At 68.4% G+C, this 17,412-nt stretch carries 11 protein-coding genes; 4 read left to right on the forward strand and 7 right to left on the reverse strand.

What is annotated here, in order from left to right; all coding sequences use genetic code 11:
* Positions 1-162 precede the first annotated feature (162 nt).
* Positions 163-864: a hypothetical protein gene (locus tag D7Y11_RS23260; protein ID WP_126934821.1), complete on the forward strand. Its 702-nt coding sequence runs from the start codon at positions 163-165 to the stop codon at positions 862-864.
* Here the strand turns inward: D7Y11_RS23260 and D7Y11_RS23265 are convergent.
* The gene (locus tag D7Y11_RS23265) at positions 861-2,312 is read right to left on the reverse strand and encodes a putative metal-binding motif-containing protein (protein ID WP_126934822.1); all 1,452 of its coding nucleotides are present in this window, start codon (positions 2,310-2,312) and stop codon (positions 861-863) included. The genes D7Y11_RS23260 and D7Y11_RS23265 overlap by 4 nt on opposite strands.
* Complete coding sequence (locus D7Y11_RS23270; protein WP_233607370.1) at positions 2,309-2,968, reverse strand: hypothetical protein; 660 nt, start codon at positions 2,966-2,968, stop codon at positions 2,309-2,311. Before D7Y11_RS23270 ends, D7Y11_RS23265 begins: the two co-directional genes overlap by 4 nt.
* A gap of 328 nt (positions 2,969-3,296) precedes the next feature.
* Between D7Y11_RS23270 and D7Y11_RS23275 the strand changes: the two genes are divergently transcribed.
* Both D7Y11_RS23275 and D7Y11_RS23280 read left to right on the forward strand, forming a co-directional pair.
* Positions 3,297-3,944 (forward strand): hypothetical protein, encoded by a 648-nt coding sequence (locus D7Y11_RS23275; protein WP_121753588.1) that lies wholly within the window; start codon positions 3,297-3,299, stop codon positions 3,942-3,944.
* Between the two features lie 204 nt (positions 3,945-4,148).
* The gene (locus D7Y11_RS23280; RefSeq protein ID WP_126934823.1) at positions 4,149-5,741 is read left to right on the forward strand and encodes an ADYC domain-containing protein; all 1,593 of its coding nucleotides are present in this window, start codon (positions 4,149-4,151) and stop codon (positions 5,739-5,741) included.
* Positions 5,742-5,743: 2 nt separating this feature from the next.
* On the opposite strand, the gene D7Y11_RS23285 is transcribed toward D7Y11_RS23280, so the two are convergent.
* Both D7Y11_RS23285 and D7Y11_RS23290 read right to left on the reverse strand, forming a co-directional pair.
* A complete protein-coding gene (locus tag D7Y11_RS23285) occupies positions 5,744-5,980 on the reverse strand; it encodes a hypothetical protein (protein ID WP_126934824.1) in 237 nt (78 codons plus the stop codon).
* A gap of 112 nt (positions 5,981-6,092) precedes the next feature.
* Positions 6,093-12,446, reverse strand: a complete 6,354-nt coding sequence (locus D7Y11_RS23290; RefSeq protein WP_158641988.1) for an FG-GAP-like repeat-containing protein — start codon at positions 12,444-12,446, stop codon at positions 6,093-6,095.
* Positions 12,447-12,790: 344 nt separating this feature from the next.
* Here D7Y11_RS23290 and D7Y11_RS23295 point away from each other — a divergent pair, with 344 nt between their 5' ends.
* Positions 12,791-14,026 carry a hypothetical protein gene (locus D7Y11_RS23295; protein ID WP_233607371.1) on the forward strand — a complete coding sequence of 412 codons (1,236 nt, stop codon included), beginning with the start codon at positions 12,791-12,793 and terminating at the stop codon, positions 14,024-14,026.
* Positions 14,027-14,037: 11 nt separating this feature from the next.
* Here D7Y11_RS23295 and D7Y11_RS23300 read toward each other — a convergent pair whose 3' ends face one another.
* The 3 genes from D7Y11_RS23300 to D7Y11_RS23310 form a co-directional block, all read right to left on the reverse strand.
* A complete protein-coding gene (locus D7Y11_RS23300; protein WP_121753593.1) occupies positions 14,038-14,574 on the reverse strand; it encodes an AAA family ATPase in 537 nt (178 codons plus the stop codon).
* A 23-nt stretch (positions 14,575-14,597) separates the two neighbouring features.
* Positions 14,598-15,818 (reverse strand): hypothetical protein, encoded by a 1,221-nt coding sequence (locus D7Y11_RS23305; RefSeq protein WP_126934827.1) that lies wholly within the window; start codon positions 15,816-15,818, stop codon positions 14,598-14,600.
* A 71-nt stretch (positions 15,819-15,889) separates the two neighbouring features.
* On the reverse strand, positions 15,890-17,410 hold the full coding sequence (locus tag D7Y11_RS23310; RefSeq protein WP_120577776.1) for a hypothetical protein: 1,521 nt from the start codon (positions 17,408-17,410) through the stop codon (positions 15,890-15,892).
* Positions 17,411-17,412: the final 2 nt, after the last annotated feature.

A 17,412-nucleotide genomic window follows, 5' to 3' on the forward strand; every position in this document is an offset into this window, starting at 1 on the left:
GCCCCCCACCAGCACGACACGACCCTCGGACTCCATGGCGACTCCCTTTCGTGACCCACCACGGATATAGGTCGATTGACCTATTTTTTCACGACATTCGATTTCGCGTGAATAATCAGGCCGACTCCACGTCAGGCAGGCCAATCCACCGAGAGGCCCCCCATGCGCAGGAAGCTCGCCGCCCTCCTCCCGCTGTGTCTGTTCGCCATCGGCTGTGAGAACTCACAGCACGCGCAGCGGCTGGAGCGGCGCGAAGCCATCCGTGAGGCCCATCTGCGGAATCTCCGCGGCGCCGCGACCGGCTTCGAGGACACCCGCTGGAGCATGAGCCCCGATGAGGTGCGGGCTCGCTACCCCGAGGCGGTCATCGTGGATGGCGGCGGACTCGAACTTCAGTCGGAGCACTGGGAGATGCCCGCGACAATTCGCTTCTCCTTCGACCAGGAGAAGCTCGCGGCGGTGACCCTCTACCTTGGCCCCCAGGGAGATCTCCGCGAGGCCCACCGCGGCGTCGCGAGCATGCTCCAAACGAAGTTCGGCGAGCCGGATGAAACCCGGGATTCGGCGGAGGAGGCCGCCCGTCAGAGGGCCGTGTTGAGTGCGCTCGCCGGTCTCGCCTTCGTCGCCGAAACCATCCAGGCGGTCCAGGAGCGGCGGCCCCCGGACGCCTCATCCCTGGAGCAGATGAACGAGCGGGCACTGATGGCCGCCGAGGACGCCTACTGGGATACCCGGGAGTACACCCTGCACAGCCGTTGGAACACCTCCGCGACGGAGGTCCATCTCCTCGGAAGGCGGGCCGGGGATCGGCAGGGCCTGTCCCTCTCGTACGTGAGCACGGTGCTGCGGGCAGGCTCCATCTAGGGTCCCCAGTAGAACCCGGTCCCATCCTCGGTGGCGCTCCACAGCTCGTCCGACGACAGCCCCTCCAGGGTCGTGAAGCCCTGGGTGCCGAAGAGGAAGTCCTGCCACGCCACTCCGTCGAAGCGGACGAGGTCGTCCGAGTCCAGGTGCGCGAAGACGACGCCCTGTCCGAAGGACACCACGTCCAGCAAATCAGGTGCGACGCCGCCATCCGCGTAGATGGGATACGTCGGCTTCGTGCTCCAGGTGCCCGCCGCACGCTCCAGGAACAGCCCCTGGGCTCCGCCCGCGTAGGCCAGGCCCGGCGCCACCACGTGCACGGCCTGCAGGGCGTCCTGCCCCGAGATCAACTGTGGCAGCGGCTCCCGCAACCACGGACCTCCATCCGCGTTGACGTGGTACGCGACGGGCCCTTTGCCGTTGGTACCCACGGTGATGAGCGTTCGAGGGTCGAGGCCGTGGATGGAGCGCAGGTCCGCGTCCACGTGCTCCACCCGCTGGGGCTCCGCCGGATAGTCCCAGCGGAGGATGTCCCCGGTCTCGCTCACCGCATAGAGCGTCGTGCCTCCGTCCGCCTCGAAGCCCACGAGGTCCTGGATGGCCGCCCCTCCCCCGTCAAAGGACGTCAGCGTGCAGGGCTCCTCGGAGACAAGCGACCGCGTGGCGAGCTGCCCCATCCAGGAGCCCATGAACACACGCCCGTCGCTCGGCCGCGCCCACGCGGTGGACCAGGCTCCGTGGCAGTCGGTGAATGGCTGTACGTCAAAGCCATCATCGGCCTGCCGACGAACGTGGGCGAGCACGTCGTTGTTGTCGCTCACGAGCCAAGCCTGACCGCGCGCATGGGGCGCCACGTCCCGGAAGGTCGCCAGAGGGAAGCGCTCGGTCGTCCTCCAGTCGACGCCTTCACAGACGGGCACCGGGTCCTGGCGGCCGTCACAGTTGTTGTCCAGGAAGTCGCAGCGCTCCTCCACCCCCGGGGAGATGGAGACGGAGTGATCGTCACAGTCCGTCCCCCGGGTGGCGGTGCTCACGTAGCCATCCCCGTCATCATCCCGAGCACTCAACGTCAGCTCGACGCTGGCGGTGTCCTCCTCCGGAACCTCCACCTGCGAGGATGCAGTGGCCACCTCCTGCCCCGCGCACGAGCGCTCGCGGGCGGAGGCTGTCACCTTCACCATGTCGCTCCACCCGGTGCGACGCACGAAGCCTGTCTCGCCCGCTCCCTCGGGCACCGACAGCTCGAAGGTCCTGGAGCCATCCTCCGCGTCCACCACTCGCAGCGTGACGCAGCCTGGACGGAAGCCGTCGAAGGTCATCCGCACCTGGACATGGCAGGGATGGCTCGCGTCGCATCCGCTGGGGCGCTCCGCTTCGAGTTCCTCGATGTCCGGCACCGTGCAGGTGATGCAGAGCAACCCGAGTCCCACGGCCACGGCGCGCTTCATGGAGAGACCTCCGTCCGCGGCGACGGCGAATCGCCCGTGAGAAGCCAGGTGACGGCGGCTCCAGCCGCGGCGGTGACGGCCGCGCCCAGCAGGATGTTGGCCGCGAGCGCCTGTCCCCGCGCGCTGTCCAGGTGCGCGGTCCGGTCGCTGTAGAACTCATCATCGCGCGCGGCGTTCACGTTGCTCCGCGACTGGAGGCCCACGTAGCTACCAATGCCTCCGAGCACCACGCCACCGCCCAGCAACGCCAGCGGAAGCACCGGCGTGCGGCGCACCTCCTCCTGCGCCGGTGCTGGCACGAGACCGGGCGACGGAGCGGGTTCGGGCCGCACATCCGCTATCGCGACCGGTGCGTCCGGAGGTGGCCGGGGGCTGCGCACCAGCTCACGCTGCACGTTCCGGCGCACCTCCTCGAAGTCACGTGACACCTTGGGGGACACCTTCACCGGAAGGCTCGCGTCGGGCACCAGCGACAGCCCTTCCTTGAAGGCGGACAGCGACTCCTGACGGCGCCCCAGGTCCGCGAGCACGATGCCCCGGAGGATGGCCACCCGGCCCTGCTCCCCGCCGTCGCGCGCCACCGCCTTCGCCGCGTCGAGCTGCTCGATCGAGTGCTCGTAGTCGAGATCCTCGTAGGCCCGGGACGCGGCGGACATCCGGGCCTGGAAGTCAGGGCCCGGGGAGACCGCGGGCTAGCCCCAAGCGGGCGACACCAGCATCAATGCGACGCCGAGCACGATTCGCAGGTCCATGGGCACGGAAGATACCACCCGACTCCCGGCCCGGAGTGCCTTGCCGTGCTGTTTTGATTCCACGGAGTGTTTGGCATTGGAACTGGAACCCCCGTCTGGAAGGTGCGTGGCCCCTTCACGCCCTGGGCCTGAAAAGGCCGTGGAAATGGTGGGGGAATATGCGCGGCACGGGACGTAACAGCACGGGGCGCAACACACCGTTGTTCTTCCTCGCCCCTTCCGGAGTCGTCCCATGCGCTTCACCTCGTCCGCCGCTCTCCTGGTCACCGCCTCGCTCGTCACCGCCTGTGGCGGTCCGCTGGAGGAAGAGACCCCGTTGCCAGGGCAGGAGGCGGAGGTTGGCGGCACCAGCGAGGCGCTGGGCATCACCCTCCCCCCGGTCCTCCCGTGCCTGACCAGCAGCACCGTGCTGGCGCAGCCGGACGGCGCGACGGTTCCCTATGTCTGGAACTGCCGCAAGACGGGCTACGTCCCTGTCTACGCGACGTCGAATGACGCCACGTACGGGCAGCCTTCGTGCACGGACCGCTTCGTGGTCGACGTGACGAACATCGGGGGCAGGCCGTCCCGCGCCTACGTGGAGGCCGTCCCGGCGACGGCGCCCACCACCCAGTCCGCCTGTAACGCCCTCTTCGTTTCCGGAGACGCATGGGGAATCGTCAGCACCACGTGGCAATCGATTGGCACGGTGAGCGGCTCGGGCGTCTGGACCCCGCCGATCTTCGGGCTTCCGGGCTCCTGCAAGCTGCGCTTCTACGTCCCCGACAGCTCGGGCTCGGTCTACACCAAGGTGCGGGTGACCGGCATCGCGACGCAGAACGGCTCGACCCGGATCCGCGTGCGCGCGGGCGCGGAGGTCTTCGAAGGCAACCCCTGCTGAAGTGAGCACCTTCCGGATGTGCAATGTTTGCACATCCGGACGCGCGCGCGACCGTGCAAACCTTGCATGCACGGCAAGGCTTGCACACCTCCACGAAACCCTGTTTCCAGCGCGAATTTCCGACAGCTCCAGCGTTCATGTGATTGCGGGGGACGCGTTGGGGCGCCTCCGTGAAGCCGCCTGAACACGGGGAGCGACGGACACATGGTGAAGACCTGGAGGTGCGCGTTGTTGGGCGCGGTGATGTTGACGGCGGCGGGCGCGAGCGCGGAGCCGCCGCCCAGCAACAGCGCGCAGGGCACGCAGCTGCACGGCACGGGGCGCTTCGAATCCATCAACATCCCGCTGGCGACCGTGGAGGTGCCAGAGCCCCCCGCTGGCGTGACGTGCGCGCCGGCCAAGGCGTTGACGTTGAACGGCCGGGTCATCACGGCGCAGGGCTGCTCGGGCGGAAATCCTCCCGTGGCGGCGCGGTTCCTGGAGGGACACTCGCTGGTGAACACGACATTCCAGGCGCCGTTCGAGGGCCGCACGGTGAAGCTCGTCATCGCGGAGGCCCGCTGTCACGAGGACATCACGCCGCCCACGGCGGAATGCACTCCGGAAAACCTCTACGCGGGCAAGGCGCGCTGGGAGTACCGCGTGACGGCGTCCACGGAGGACAAGCGGCCCGAGCCGCTGTGTCCCACCGGCAGCGGCTTCGCGATTCCCGTGCCCCACGCCTGGTCCGCGGGCGGCGACCTGATCCGCAACCCGGACTACTTCACCTTCGCGTGCGCGCCAAAGAACGAGGGCTCCGCGTCCCAACCGTTCTTCGTGGGAGGCGGCGTCATCGCCAAGTGCATCGACTGGGGATATCCGCCCTGGGCCACGGAGTACCCGGAGGGCCAGGCGCTCGCGTACCACCAGCTGTGCACACGCATGGCCCGGGCGGACTACTGCGGCGAGGGCCGCAGCAACACGCTGGACGGGACGCCCATCTCCTTCCGGGGGCCGCAGGCCGCGGTGGCGATGAGCCCCGGCGGACGCCTGCCCAAGACGGTGGGCACCGAGGGCTACGCGCTGGAAGCCATCTGGGAGATGAGCGATTGCGGCGAGGTCCGCCCCCTGTGTCTGGGCAAGGCGCGCTGGGACACGCTGTCACTGGAGGCCACGTGCGTGAACCGCGCGGTCATGCAGCCCAGCCGGATGCTGCGGTCCTGCGAGGAGTTCAACGTGGCGAACATGGGCACGGCCACGATGCTCGTGTCCTACTCGCTCTTCATCGACCGGGCGCTGGTGGGCTTCAAGAGCGGGGAGACGGGCTACGTGACGACGACCGCGGTGACGGTGGACCTCCAGGAGCATCCCGGTGGCGAGGACGTGTCCGGATACTCCCCGGACCTGGATGGCAACGGGGTGGCGGATGCGTCGTCGTTCGGCGCGCTGCGCATGGAGGGGCCCCTGCTCACCCCGAAGCTGCCCGCGAACATCCGCAAGCGCATGGGGACCCTCATCAAGCCGCTGTACCGCTGCGCCAACAGCCATGGGCGCTACCTGCTGACAGACACGTCCACCTGTGACGGCGCCTCCGGCTACTCGCTCAAGATGGTGAACGGGGACCAGGGCATCGAGGGCTTCCTGTACAGCTCCGTGGACAGCGACAGCCCGGGGCAGCGGCGGCCGCTGAAGCTGTGGAAGCACGCGCAACTGGTGGGCGTCTTCGCCACGTCCACGCAGGCCCCGGCCGGGTTCGTCCACGTCCGGGACCTGGGCTTCCTGCCCGCGGTGGGACAGCTGCCGGGCCGCGACCTCTGATTTCAATAGAACGCACAAGAGGCGAGCCGGAACCGGGCCTGAACCACGGTCGGCTCTCCCTCCGGCTCGCTGAAGAGCAGCGCTTCCACCGTGTATTCCCCCGGCGGCAAGGGACTGCCGTCCCGTCCCTTGAGTTCAAGTCGGGAGCGCAGGGTCTGTGCTTGCACGACCTGCTCCTGCTCGAATGCCTGTCGGCTCACCACCCACCCCTCACGGTCCCGGATCAGGAGCCCGGCCACGCGCAGCCCCTCCTGACGCTCCTGCCCGGGCTGACACGACCGCCGGGTCCCCGTCACGGGGGCCCGGCGGTGGCGTCTGGACCTCAACAGAGGCTCAGTCCAGCGGTTGGCTCTACTGCGGGAGCTCACCCATCTGTGGCAGTGACTCCTGCCAGGAGAACACCTGGTAGACGTTGGAGAAGGGCATCCCCCAGACCTCATACCCTTCGATGCTCCAGTTGGTGCCTTCGCTTTCACTGCGATCCCAGCTCGGCGCCTCGTTCGGCGGTTCGAAGGCTCCACTGAAGGTCTTGTGCAGGTAGGACGTCCACGAAGACCTGTTGAAGAGCGTGACCGTCATCGTCTTCCCGTCCGGGTTCGGGCTGAAGGTCGCGCGGTAGTGGCCAATGACGAACGCGAACACACCATGGCTGTCGTTGGAGCCCTGGACCCGCATGGGATGATACTTGCCTCCCGCCATGTCCACGGCCTCCATCCATTCATTGCGGGCGCTGACATAGGACATGCTGGAGCGCATGGCCTTCACGGGAACGGAGTCCGCGTCGAAATGAAGCTCCCGGGCCCCCGTGCCTGTTGCCCAGGAGAAGGCAATCTCGAACGCCCAGGCCCAGCTCTCCACCCGCTCGGACTGCGTCATGGTCACGTCCGGCTGGAACGCTGGCGGGGTGGGCCCCCGAGGATTCGCGGTCACCGAGAGGATCGGTCCCCCGCTCCCATTCAACAGCCAGGCCTCCTCGGGCGTGAGCTCCACGGACATGTTCACCCCGCTGTCGTCGCGGGTGCTCTCCTTGCCGGTCGGATCCGAATCGGCCTCGGCGCCCCTCCCGCGCCCACACCCTCCGCAGCTGGTGCTGGGCCCCGTGACGGTTGACGTCTCTCCCCAACCACGGGAGCCATCGCTTTGCGGCCCATAGGTCGGGCCGCCGCTCGAATAGCTCCCGCCTCCCGAGGACGAACCGGGGCCTGACGAGCCATCTCCTCCGCCCGAGGGACCATCCCCCGGTCCGGTCGAGTCCAACCCTGTCGGATCCACGAACGCGAGCGGGTTGTTCAAGACATAGCTGTACCGGTTGTACGACTGCCCGAAGTGCGGATACGTGACGTGCGGATCCGCGCTGAGGAACCGGCCCAACACGGGGTCATACATGCGCCCCTTCATGTTGATGAGCCCCGACTCCGCGTCCGGCTCGTGTCCCGTGAAGCCCAGGTGCACGGCACCCAAGGGCGGCGAGATGGGCGTGGTGAGCGACGTCGGTGAGCGGCGGCTCCCGAAGGGATCGAACTTCATCCGCTCCTCCACGGCCCCCTGCGCGTTGGTGACGGTCTCCGTGGAGCCCAACGGGTCCACATGCAGGAACAGCTCCCGGTCCGGCTGGAAGGTGCCGCCACTCTGCGTCCAGACCACCTGCGCCACCTGCCGGTCCGCGCCGTGGATCTTGAAGACGTGTTCGACGGTGGAGCTCTTCCGCCGCTGCTCGTAGACCTCGCCCGCGTACAGCGTCTGATCCGTCGTGCTGCCCTGCGTGGACCTGCCCACCCGCCGCCGGTTCGCGTCGTAGAAATACAGCGTCGGCTGGCCACCCACGGTGAGGGTGGAAGGAAGGTCGAACGACGTATAGGACACCTGCCGCCCCGCCCCCGTGAGCTGCCGGCCGTTGGCGTCGTAGCTGTACGACGATGTCACGCCTCCCTGGGTCATGCTCGTCACGGCGTGCGGGCCGGCTCCCGCGCCATACCCATACGTCACCGTGGAGCCCGGGCCGGACACCACCGTCCGGTCCAGGAGGTTGCCGTTCGGTGCATGGTGGTAGCGCAGCTCGGACAGGCTCCCGCCCTGCGCCACCTTCCAGGTCGTCAGTCGATCCAACCGGTCGTAGGTGAAGTTCTCCACCGTCTGGGCCAACAGATCCTCGCGTTGGGACAGGTTGCCGTTGGACTCGTACGTGTAGGCCAGGTCCTGGAGTGTCGTCAGTCCCAGGGTGGTCCGGATGGAGCGGACCTTCCCGTCAAGGTCGTACTGTCGAACCGTCTCCGCGGTGTTGCCCATCCGCTCGGCCGTGAGCTGGCCATGGGCGTTGTAGGCCTGAGCCTCCCAGTAGACATGCTGGTTGGCCGGGTCCTGCACCGCGCGGAGGTAGCCACGGTCGTTGTACAGGCGCTCCACCTGGAGCCGTGCCCTGCCTGTCACGGCGGGATAGGTCAGGGTCTGGAGTCGGCCATAGGCGTCGTAGGACCGGTCGATGTCCGCGAGGAAGCCCAGGTTGTTGGCGATCCACGAGGTCTGCTTCGGCCGGGACAGCGCGTCGAAGGTCGTCTCCATCCGGACCACCGCGTAATGGCTGGCGTTGGTGCTTACCGCCACCTTGCCGATGCCATGGAGCGCGGTGTCCCAGGTGAAGTTGGAGCGGCCGTCGGACTTGTCCACCTGGGTAATCCGTCCCAGGGCATCTCGCGTGTACGTGGTCAGCGCGCTCATCGCGTCACGCGTGTCCTTCAGCTCCCCGAACGCGTTGAAGTTGAACCGGCGATCGCCCGCGTCCGGATCAACCATGCGGATCCGGCGTCCGCGCACGTCGTATTCGAAGGACGTGATGTTCACGCCGCCAGGCTGCCGGACGCCCGTCGTCACTCCAAAGGGGCCGTAGGTGTAATACGTGTAGACACCGGGCCCGCCGCCCTCCAACTCGAAGTCGGCGCTGCCGCTCACGCGCTTCAGGTCGTCGAACTGGAGGACCGTGGTGTTCCGCTTCTCATCGAAGCTGGTGACGTAGCGGCCAGAGAACCTGCGCTCCTTGAACGTGCCGTCCGGGTGCTGCTCCCGCAGCGGACGATCCAGGTTGTCGTACGTGCTGGTGAACGACGCCGCGGGCGCGGACTCCAGGTGCGGCAGGGCCCGCGACACCGGGCGCCCCTTCGCGTCGTAGACCTGCTCCATGACGACATACGCCCCGTCGAATCCCTGCCAGCGGCGGAGCACCTCCCGCCCCAGCCGGTCGTAGGTGAGCTCCGCGCTCCGCGACGTGGTGGGCCCCGTCTTCACGGAAGCGGAGACCTTCGGCCGGCCTGTCGCATCCGCCAGGTGGCTGTACGTCACGTCCGCGGAGTCGGGCGAGTCCTCGAAGCGCAGCCGGCCCAGCCCGTCATACCGGTACTTCACCTGGACCCCGTTCGGATCCTGCACGGCCCCCACCACCCCGAGCCCCGGATGACGGGCGACCTCCTGCGTGTGCCCCAGCGCGTTGGTGAACGTCTTCGGGTACGTCTGGTCGAGGTCGTCGTAGGCGATGCGCTCGGTGCGGACCTGGCCCGAGCCCTCCGACACCACGGCGGAGACGAGCCCGAAGCCCGCGTCCCGCTCGTACGTCGTCGTGAGCAGCATCTCCGAACCACCGTCGACGACGCCCGCGGGCGCCGTCGGTTCCACCCGCGTCCGATGGAGCAGCCCCGTTGCCGGGGAGTAGTCGTGCTCGACGACCCGCGTCCGCGTCCCTCCGTCCAGGACGGTGTCGGTCTGGCTGAGCCGCCGCTGCTGGCTGATGAGCCAGTCCGACTCGGAGGTGTCGAACTGCGCGGTCGTGAGCATCCGGTAGCGGTTCCCACTGGCGGCACCGCTGACGACTTCGTCCGTGAGCTCCTCCAGGCGCGTCACGTTGCCGTAGGCATCCTGGGCCCGCGTCTTCTGGCCCTGGAACAGCAGATAGCCGCCCTCCTTCTCCTGCCAGGCCAGCGTCTCCGGGTACACGTCCAGCACCTTGCCGCCGTGACGGGAGTCCGCCTTGTAGGTGCTGGAGGTCACCACTTCGTAGGTGCCGCCGTCCTCCAGGGGGATCACGGTCCGCAGCTCCAGCGGGAGCCCGGCCTTCACGTAGAACGTGCCCTCGCGCGTGACGTTGTCGTACGTCGCGGTGCGGGTCGACAGGCGGAGCAGATCCTGCTCGACGCGCCGGGCGAACCCCAGCCAGCCGCGTCCCTTCCGGTCAAAGCGGCCATCCTGGTAGGTGAACTTCATGGCGCGAGGCTGGGTGAGCCCCGAGTCCTGTTCGTGGAGCCGCACCAGCCACAGCCCCGTGCGTGCGCACCGCGTGGGATATGCGCAGCTCTGCGCCGGAGTGTAGACGCTGGCGTCCGACAGCGGCGCGTACTCGAAGCGCTCGAACGCATCCAGGCCGTCATCCACGCGCGTGAGCAGGTCGCCGGGCGTTCCCTGGCGCACGTAGACGTGGAGGGTGCCGTTGACGACCTGGACGAAGTCCAGCTGTCCGTCGCCGTTCACGTCCAGCACGTTGGACCAGTCCCAACCCGCGGGCTCGGTGGCGGTGCCGGGGAACTGACTGCCCACCGTGAACGGCAGCCGGACTTGCGTGAAGCCCGTGCCCGTCGACACGAGCACGGTGACCTTTCGCGGCAGCGTGGGCGCCAGCGGATCCGAGCTCCCGCCCATCAGCAGCAGGTCATGCCGGCCATCGCCGTTGTAGTCCACGACCCGGACGCCCGAGTCATCCAGGTTGAGCGTCCCCACCGTGTGGTTCTGGGCGCCCACGTTCCAGGCCACCGGTTCGGCGAAGCCATGTCCCGTGTTCACCGCGACGCGCAGCTGCCCCTGCCCCACCTGCGCGGCCACGGCGTCCATCAGGCCGTCGCCCGTGACGTCCGCGAAGTAGTACTGCTTGCCGTCGTCCTGGGCGAGCGACAGCGGCTGCGTCACCACGGTGTTCGTCGTGCCTTCCAGCCCGTACGCCTGGAAGCCCACGCCCGTGGAGCGGAGCAGCAGGCTCGACTTCCCGCTGCCGTTCACGTCCACGGCGTAACCCCGGACGTTGTTCTCGTGCCGCGGCGTCGTCGTCACGTAGCTGGCGAGCGTGCCCGCGTTGTTCAACCGGTAGCCCAGCGTCTGCCCCGGCGTGCCACCCTGCCCGTAGACACCCACGCCCCGAACCCACTCCGCGAAGCCGTCGCCGTTCAGGTCGAGCACGTACAGGCCACGGGCCTGGTGAACCCAGGGCTCCTGCGGGTCGTCGACGAACTCGAACGCCGTGGGGGAACCGGAGGCCGTGGGACGGTAGAGGCAGTTCCGGTACTGATAGCCGCCGAGCGATGACAACTTCTTCCCGGTGATGACCAGCTCCAGCCGGTCATCCCCGTCGATGTCCAGGTACCGCTCCTCTCCGTCGGGGCAAAGGCTGTCGTAGTACTTCACGGTGCGGGGCGTGGCGTCGATGCCGGTCCCCGTACTCAGGAAGAAGAACGACGCGCCCTGGATGAGGTCGTCGCGCCCGTCTCCGTTGATGTCGCCCGTGAGCAGGTGGCCCTCGCTGTGGGCGATGTTCGTGTCGATCTCCGTGAAGGTCGCGTCCCCCGGGGTCCAGGTGAAGCGCGTGCGAGGCAGACAGACGCCCGCGCCATCACACTCCTGCACCGCGTCCAGCCGGCTTCGCTGGCTGAGCGTGGCCAGGCCATAGGTCAGGGTGTAGGAGCGCAGCAGGCCCGTCGTCGCCGGGTTCGGGCCCCACATCTCGATGCGCTTCAGCCGCTGGGTGTGCTTCTGCTTGAGCCCGCCGACGAAGGCGTCGCTCGGGTCGGGCCGCGCCTCGTACTGGAACCGGACCGACCGCGTCGTCGTGCCCTGCGGATCCGCCGTGGAGGCCGTGTAGTCGATGCGGTCCGGGAGCTGCTCGATGGCGAAGGGATCGCTCGGGTGGGATTGGAGGCGGTAGTCCACCCGGAGGTAGTTCCCGGAGCGGTCCTCCACTCGCGAGACGCCCCACGCCCAGCGGACCTGCTGGCTGTAGTCCGTCGTGTAGAAGCGCGGCACGGAGGGGCTCTGGTAGCTCAGCGTCACGCTCGCGCGCGGGCCCTCCAGCGAGGCGTTGACGCCCCCGCCCATCGTCAGGATGCGGCCGTCCTTCAGGAAGACCTTGAAGGACGTGGGACCCCGCGCGTCGGGGCTGAAGGACACGACCTTGATGTGGGCATCCTGCTCGGTGCGGTACTCGGACTGATGGCCGCCGTAGGGGCTGGCGGTCCCCGTGGGCCCGCCCGTCAGCACCAGCCGCTGACCATCCAGGCAGAAGCGGTCGCCCGCGTCGCCGTTGTCGAACCGGGTCTCCCGGTCCGCGCCCTCGTGGAGGGTGGTCCGGCGGCAGCGGGTGATGCGCGACAGGCCCGACAGCGACCAGCCGACGCCCAGTTCCCCGTTGCCCACGCCGCTGTCGTACTGGAGCGCCAGGCCGGGCTGAATGCCCGCGCGGCCGTCCGGCACCCACAACGGGATGGAGTAGGCCGCCGTGCCGCTATGGCGGACCAGCCCCTGTCCAGGGAGTGTCCCCACGGCCAACCCGTTCACCGTCTCCGTCGCCAGGACCGTATCGGACGGAAGGCCCAGCGAGGCCGCCTGGGCCGCGACCGGGTGCGGGCTCGCGGGGGCGGGAGCACAGTGGAGCAGCGGAAGGGACGCGAGCGCGCCCACGAGGAGAGAAGCTCGCCATCTGCGTCCACGTGAGGCTCCGGGGGAAGGAAGAAAGGGAATGCGCGCGCGATGCGCGACAGGAAGTCGTCGTCTCAGGGGCATGGACGTTCCGGGAGTGGAGAGGAGCGATGTTTCCTGCCTCCGGCCTGGCAGGCCCCCTGGATAGTCCCGGTGGCGTGACGGAAGCGTGACGGCGCTCCGCGAGTCCGCTCCGAAGAGAAAGCTCCAGGCTTCAGCACCGGACATCAGGACATAGACGTAAAAGAAGAATATCTAGTAAATACCCCAAGGCGGTTCGGGCTGGCTTGACGCCGGTCCATGCCCCCCAAGGGAAGGCTATGTCCATGCTCCAGAAGCGCTGGCTGACGGCATCCGTGGTCCTGCTGGGAGTGAACGGGTGTGGTGGAGGTGAAGGCTTGGAGGAGCCAACGGAGGCAGCGATGGCCCAGGGCGTGGTCGCGCAGGCCGCGCCCGGGTGCCTGGCTTCCGACGTGGACACGGATGGAGACGGCGTCTGCGACAAGGTGGAGGCGCAGTACGGCACCAACCCTCAGAGCACCGATACGGACGGCGACCGTCTGAGCGATTACGCGGAGCTGTTCGGCTCCGGCGGCGTGAACCTGCCGGCGCTGGGTGCCAACGCACGCCGCAAGGACATCTTCATCGAGGCGGACTACTACGCCAACCGCCAGCCCACGCAGGGCGCGCTCAATCGGGTCATCACCGCGTTCGCCAACGCGCCCGTGTCCAACCCGGACGGCAGTACGGGCATCACGCTGCACCTGGCGCTGGACCAGCAGATCGCGGCCGCGGACGCGGACACGGACCTGAACCCGGTGTGGACGGACTTCGACAAGATCAAGGCGAAGTACTTCGCCGCCGCCCGCGCACCGTTCTTCCACTACATGCTGTTCGCCAACACCTACAGCGGAGGCACCTCCAGCGGCATCTCGCGAGGCATCCCGGCCCACGACTTCGTGGTGACGCTGGGCGGCTGGTCCACGCCGGGCGGCACGGAGCTGCAGCAGGCCGGCACCATCATGCATGAGCTGGGGCACAACATCGGCCTGCGCCACGGCGGCACGGACAACGCCAACTACAAGCCCAACTACCTGAGCATCATGAACTACGAGTATCAGGTGTATGGCTTCACCATCAGCGGCGCGGCGAACGTGTTCGACTATTCGCGCGTGCGAGTGGCGTCCTTCAGCGAGGCGACCATCAACGAGGTCGCCGCGTTCACGCCCGTGGCCCCCACCACGGAGGCAGACCTGGCGAAGATTGGCGGGCTGCGCTTCGTCAACGTCCAGGTTGCTGGCACCGCGAGCGCCAACCTGGACATGAACGCCAACGGCACCATCCAGACGGCCACCTACGCCCGGGATCTCAACCGCGACGGCAGCAGCGCCACGGTGTTCCCCGCGTCGCAGAACGACTGGTCGGTGCTGATGTTCGACGGCGGCGGCACCATTGGCGACAGCGCGCTGGGCACGTCCCGCACGCTGGACCGCGAGCCCTTCCTGGTGGTCCCTGAGCGGGTGGAGCCCTGCCTCACCGCGGACCAGGTCGCCGCCCGGTAGTCCAGACGGCGTCAGCCTCGCTTGAGGCGTTCGATGACCTGGGAGACCCGCGAGGCACCAGCCCCGTGGACGGAGAGGACCTCCACTCCCAGGTCATACGGGTCGTCGAGCAATAGCCAGGCGAGCTTCTCGTCCACCTCCCTGCGCAGATTCGAGTCTTCGTGCGCGGGGAGGCGGATGCGATCGCGCTCCTCGATGGGGACGAAGACGACGAAGTCCAGGGTCTTGAGGGTGGAACGGATCCGCGTCAGCCACTCCTCGACGTCGAACGCATCGGAGTCCTCGTGCGTCAGCAGGTACCCGAGGAAGTCGAGGGGGCAGCGATCAAACAGGACGCTTCGCGTGTCTTCTTCTTCGAACAGCGCCAGGGAGCGACGGAGCTGTTCGAGGAAGTCCTCCAGACACGGTGGAGACGCGAACTCGTACCCCTCCTCTTCGAGCAGGTGGTACGGCTCGTCGACGACCCGATACTCCGAGAGCTCTTCCCCCAGGTCTTCAATGAGCGTCGACTTGCCCACGCGGTGCGTGCCACTCATTGCGATGCGCATGCGTGCTGGACTCCTTCTTCGTGCTACTCCTGAGCAGGTCTGACGACTCCCGCCCGGACGTATTCCGTTCTATCGAGGGTGAGGCGTCCTGTCAGGGGATCCACCGTTCCGAGCAGGCGCGGAGGCCCGGAGTGGCCCTGACGCGAAACGAGCTGCCAACCGTCACAGTCCAGCGGATCGTTGTCGCTGCGTTCGCCCCTCAGACGAAATGACTTGGGAGAACCGGCCGGGAAGTCGATGACGCTGCTGCCGTCACCGGAAGAATCGACTCTCTCGAAACGCGCACCGGCGAGGTACTCGCACGCATCCCGAGGCGGCCCCTGACGGGTGGCCCCCCACCGGCCCTCCCACAGGTGAGTATCCACCAGCCACCGAGCGACCTGCCTGCCCTGCGCCACCAGGTCCCTCTCCATCTGGAAGTCGCCCCAGATGCGATGCGACGTAGCGGCCAGTTCCACCTCCGAATACGTCACCCGTCCCAAGGCACCATTGGCGAGGACGATGACGGATTCGGCGGAAATGCTCTGCAAGGCCCGTTGAGCACATGCGTCGAAGTCGCGCCCACGCCCACGATGGCATTCCCTGACCGCCTCGGTGCTTGCCGAAGTGGTAGGGACCGTCTGCGTCACGAAGCCCGCGTCCCTCAGTTGTTCATCCAGGACTGCTACCAACTCGGGAGGCACCGGCTGCGGGTGCTCCGCACGGGAAGTTCCTGGCATCGCGAGGATCGCGACCCGGTAGGGAGGCCGCTCGGGCAGGGCCCAAGGCAAGGCTTTCCCGGGCCGAACCGGCGCGGAGGGATGGTCTGGCAGCACCACCGTCAACGTCACCTTCGAACCGACGCCCTTCTCGACCGACACCCGGGCAGCACGCCCGTCCTCGGCGACGACGTGAATCCGCTGAGGGCCCGGCAGCGACATCCGAAGCTGACCGCCCGTGAAGGCCACCCGCCCGAGGCGCCTCGGCTCGCTGCCACACCAGCCCACGAGGGGCAGGACGAAGGAAGCAAACCCTCTGGGCACCACCTGGCCGCGACTGTCCTCGACCCGGGCCTCCACTTGCAGCCCCGCTGGGAAGTCCCTTGCATCCCGGGCTTCAGCTCCCAGCCGGGACACCGGAACGAAGCGCTGGGGAGCGGCACGGGGCGCCGAGGCGGCCGTACCGAGGCTGAGGACCCCGTTGAGGGCAAAGCCCAGGAGCAAGGAGCCCGCCACACCGACGCCGCTCGACCACTTGAGCCACATGCGTTTCTCCAGTGCATGAGGAGGAGGCGCTCGGCCCCCTCCCCTTCACGCCCCCCGGAGCAACCGCGCTGCTACCGGCTCAGACCGCGCTGGCGGTTGAGGAAGGCGTCGCCGCGGGCGGCATCATAGTCGGTGCGCAGGTCCGGGTTGGCGATCTGTTCACCGAAGGTGCGGTGGAACGGGATGGCCTGCGAGGGCTGCTGGGCCCGCTCCTGGAGGCTGGACGTCACCCAGCGCTGGAGCTGATCAACGGTCAGGTCCTTGAGCTTGCCCGCGCCAGGGATGGGCAGGTTGGGCAGGAGCCCCTTGGCGGAGAAGAGCAGATCCACCATGCCCTTCACGGCCTCGTTGCGCTTGCCCAGCTCGTCCAGGGACACCTGGAAGCCACCCTCCAGCGAGCCCACCAGGCTGCCCATGAGGCGCGCGCTGCGCTTCGCGTCCTGCGAGGGCGGGTTCTCGTTGGCGTGCTGCGCGAGCCCGGTGTTCATCGTCTCCAGGCGCTGCATGACGTTCTGGCGGAACGCGTCGCTGCCCGCGAAGTCCTGCGGAGGCGAGAAGAGCGTCCGGGCGAAGAACTCGGACATCTTCTTCTGGCCATCCAGCCCCAGGGAGCCCGAGCTGTCCTGCAGCGACGACAGCACCGCGTCACCATGCTGGGTGAAGAAGCGGGCGGCGGCGGCGCGCGACTCGCGGTTCTCCCCCAGCTTGTCGATGGAGTCCGTGAACACCTGCACCGACTCCGCCGTGGGCGGGTTGATGCGGCCGGCGGCGTCCAGCAGGCGCCCCAGCGCGGGGGAGGAGCTCGCGTCCGGGCCGGAGGCGTTGATGTTCTTGATGACATCCGCCATGCCCTCCCGGTTCGCCGCCAGGAACGACTGGAGGCGGTCCGGCGGCATGCCCCCCAGCGCCGTGGCCACCGCCGCGCTGCGCTGCTGATCATCCCCGCCGCTCGCGCGGACGATGGCCATCTCCGCCTTCGCATACGTCTCGATGAGGTCCGGGTTGCCCGTGCCGGCGATGATGCCCGCCAGCCCCTCGTGCGTCGCCCCGGGCAGCGCACCGCGGCCGGACGTGGCCACCGCCGCCGACAGCTCCTGGGGAGACACCGCGCCGGAGCGGTAGGCGTTGTCCAGCGCCTGGGACAGCCGCGTGCGGTCCGCCTCCGGCAGCCGCTGCACGCTGTCCAGGATGCCGCCCGCCACGGGGCCGTACTGGAACATCATGTCCATGAACGCCGCCTGCTTGGCCGGGTCCGGGTTGTTCCTCAGCCACTCGGACACGGCGGTGGCGTCCCGGCCGTCGCTGGAGTTCGCGATGGCCTGCTGCGCCGAACGCAGCTCCGTGGGCGACAGCGCCGCGGGCGCCACCGGGGTCGCGCTCGTCGTCCGCACCTCCTCCGCCCCCGCGGGCGTCGCGCCAAGGCGGTTCGCCGTCACCTGAGTCCCCGCCGCAGGCTGGAACCCGTCCGTCCCCGTTCCGGGACGCACCACGTTGTTCTGGGCGACTGGCCGCGCCGGGGCCTGGGGCGCGGCGGGCTCCGCGGCCTTCGTCTCAATGGGCCGGGGTGCGTTGCGCTGGATGGTCGTCGTCATGG

It is taken from the genome of Corallococcus sp. AB018 (assembly GCF_003986945.1).
In the GTDB taxonomy this organism is placed as follows: Bacteria; Myxococcota; Myxococcia; order Myxococcales; family Myxococcaceae; genus Corallococcus; species Corallococcus exiguus.

Bases quoted from the DNA above. Each gene is read 5' to 3' on its own strand.
- D7Y11_RS23260 (WP_126934821.1), top strand. From the start codon at position 163: ATGCGCAGGAAGCTCGCCGCCCTCCTCCCGCTGTGTCTGTTCGCCATC.
- D7Y11_RS23265 (WP_126934822.1), bottom strand. From the start codon at position 2,312: ATGAAGCGCGCCGTGGCCGTGGGACTCGGGTTGCTCTGCATCACCTGC.
- D7Y11_RS23270 (WP_233607370.1), bottom strand. From the start codon at position 2,968: ATGTCCGCCGCGTCCCGGGCCTACGAGGATCTCGACTACGAGCACTCG.
- D7Y11_RS23275 (WP_121753588.1), top strand. From the start codon at position 3,297: ATGCGCTTCACCTCGTCCGCCGCTCTCCTGGTCACCGCCTCGCTCGTC.
- D7Y11_RS23280 (WP_126934823.1), top strand. From the start codon at position 4,149: ATGGTGAAGACCTGGAGGTGCGCGTTGTTGGGCGCGGTGATGTTGACG.
- D7Y11_RS23295 (WP_233607371.1), top strand. From the start codon at position 12,791: ATGCTCCAGAAGCGCTGGCTGACGGCATCCGTGGTCCTGCTGGGAGTG.
- D7Y11_RS23300 (WP_121753593.1), bottom strand. From the start codon at position 14,574: ATGCGCATCGCAATGAGTGGCACGCACCGCGTGGGCAAGTCGACGCTC.
- D7Y11_RS23305 (WP_126934827.1), bottom strand. From the start codon at position 15,818: ATGTGGCTCAAGTGGTCGAGCGGCGTCGGTGTGGCGGGCTCCTTGCTC.
- D7Y11_RS23310 (WP_120577776.1), bottom strand. From the start codon at position 17,410: ATGACGACGACCATCCAGCGCAACGCACCCCGGCCCATTGAGACGAAG.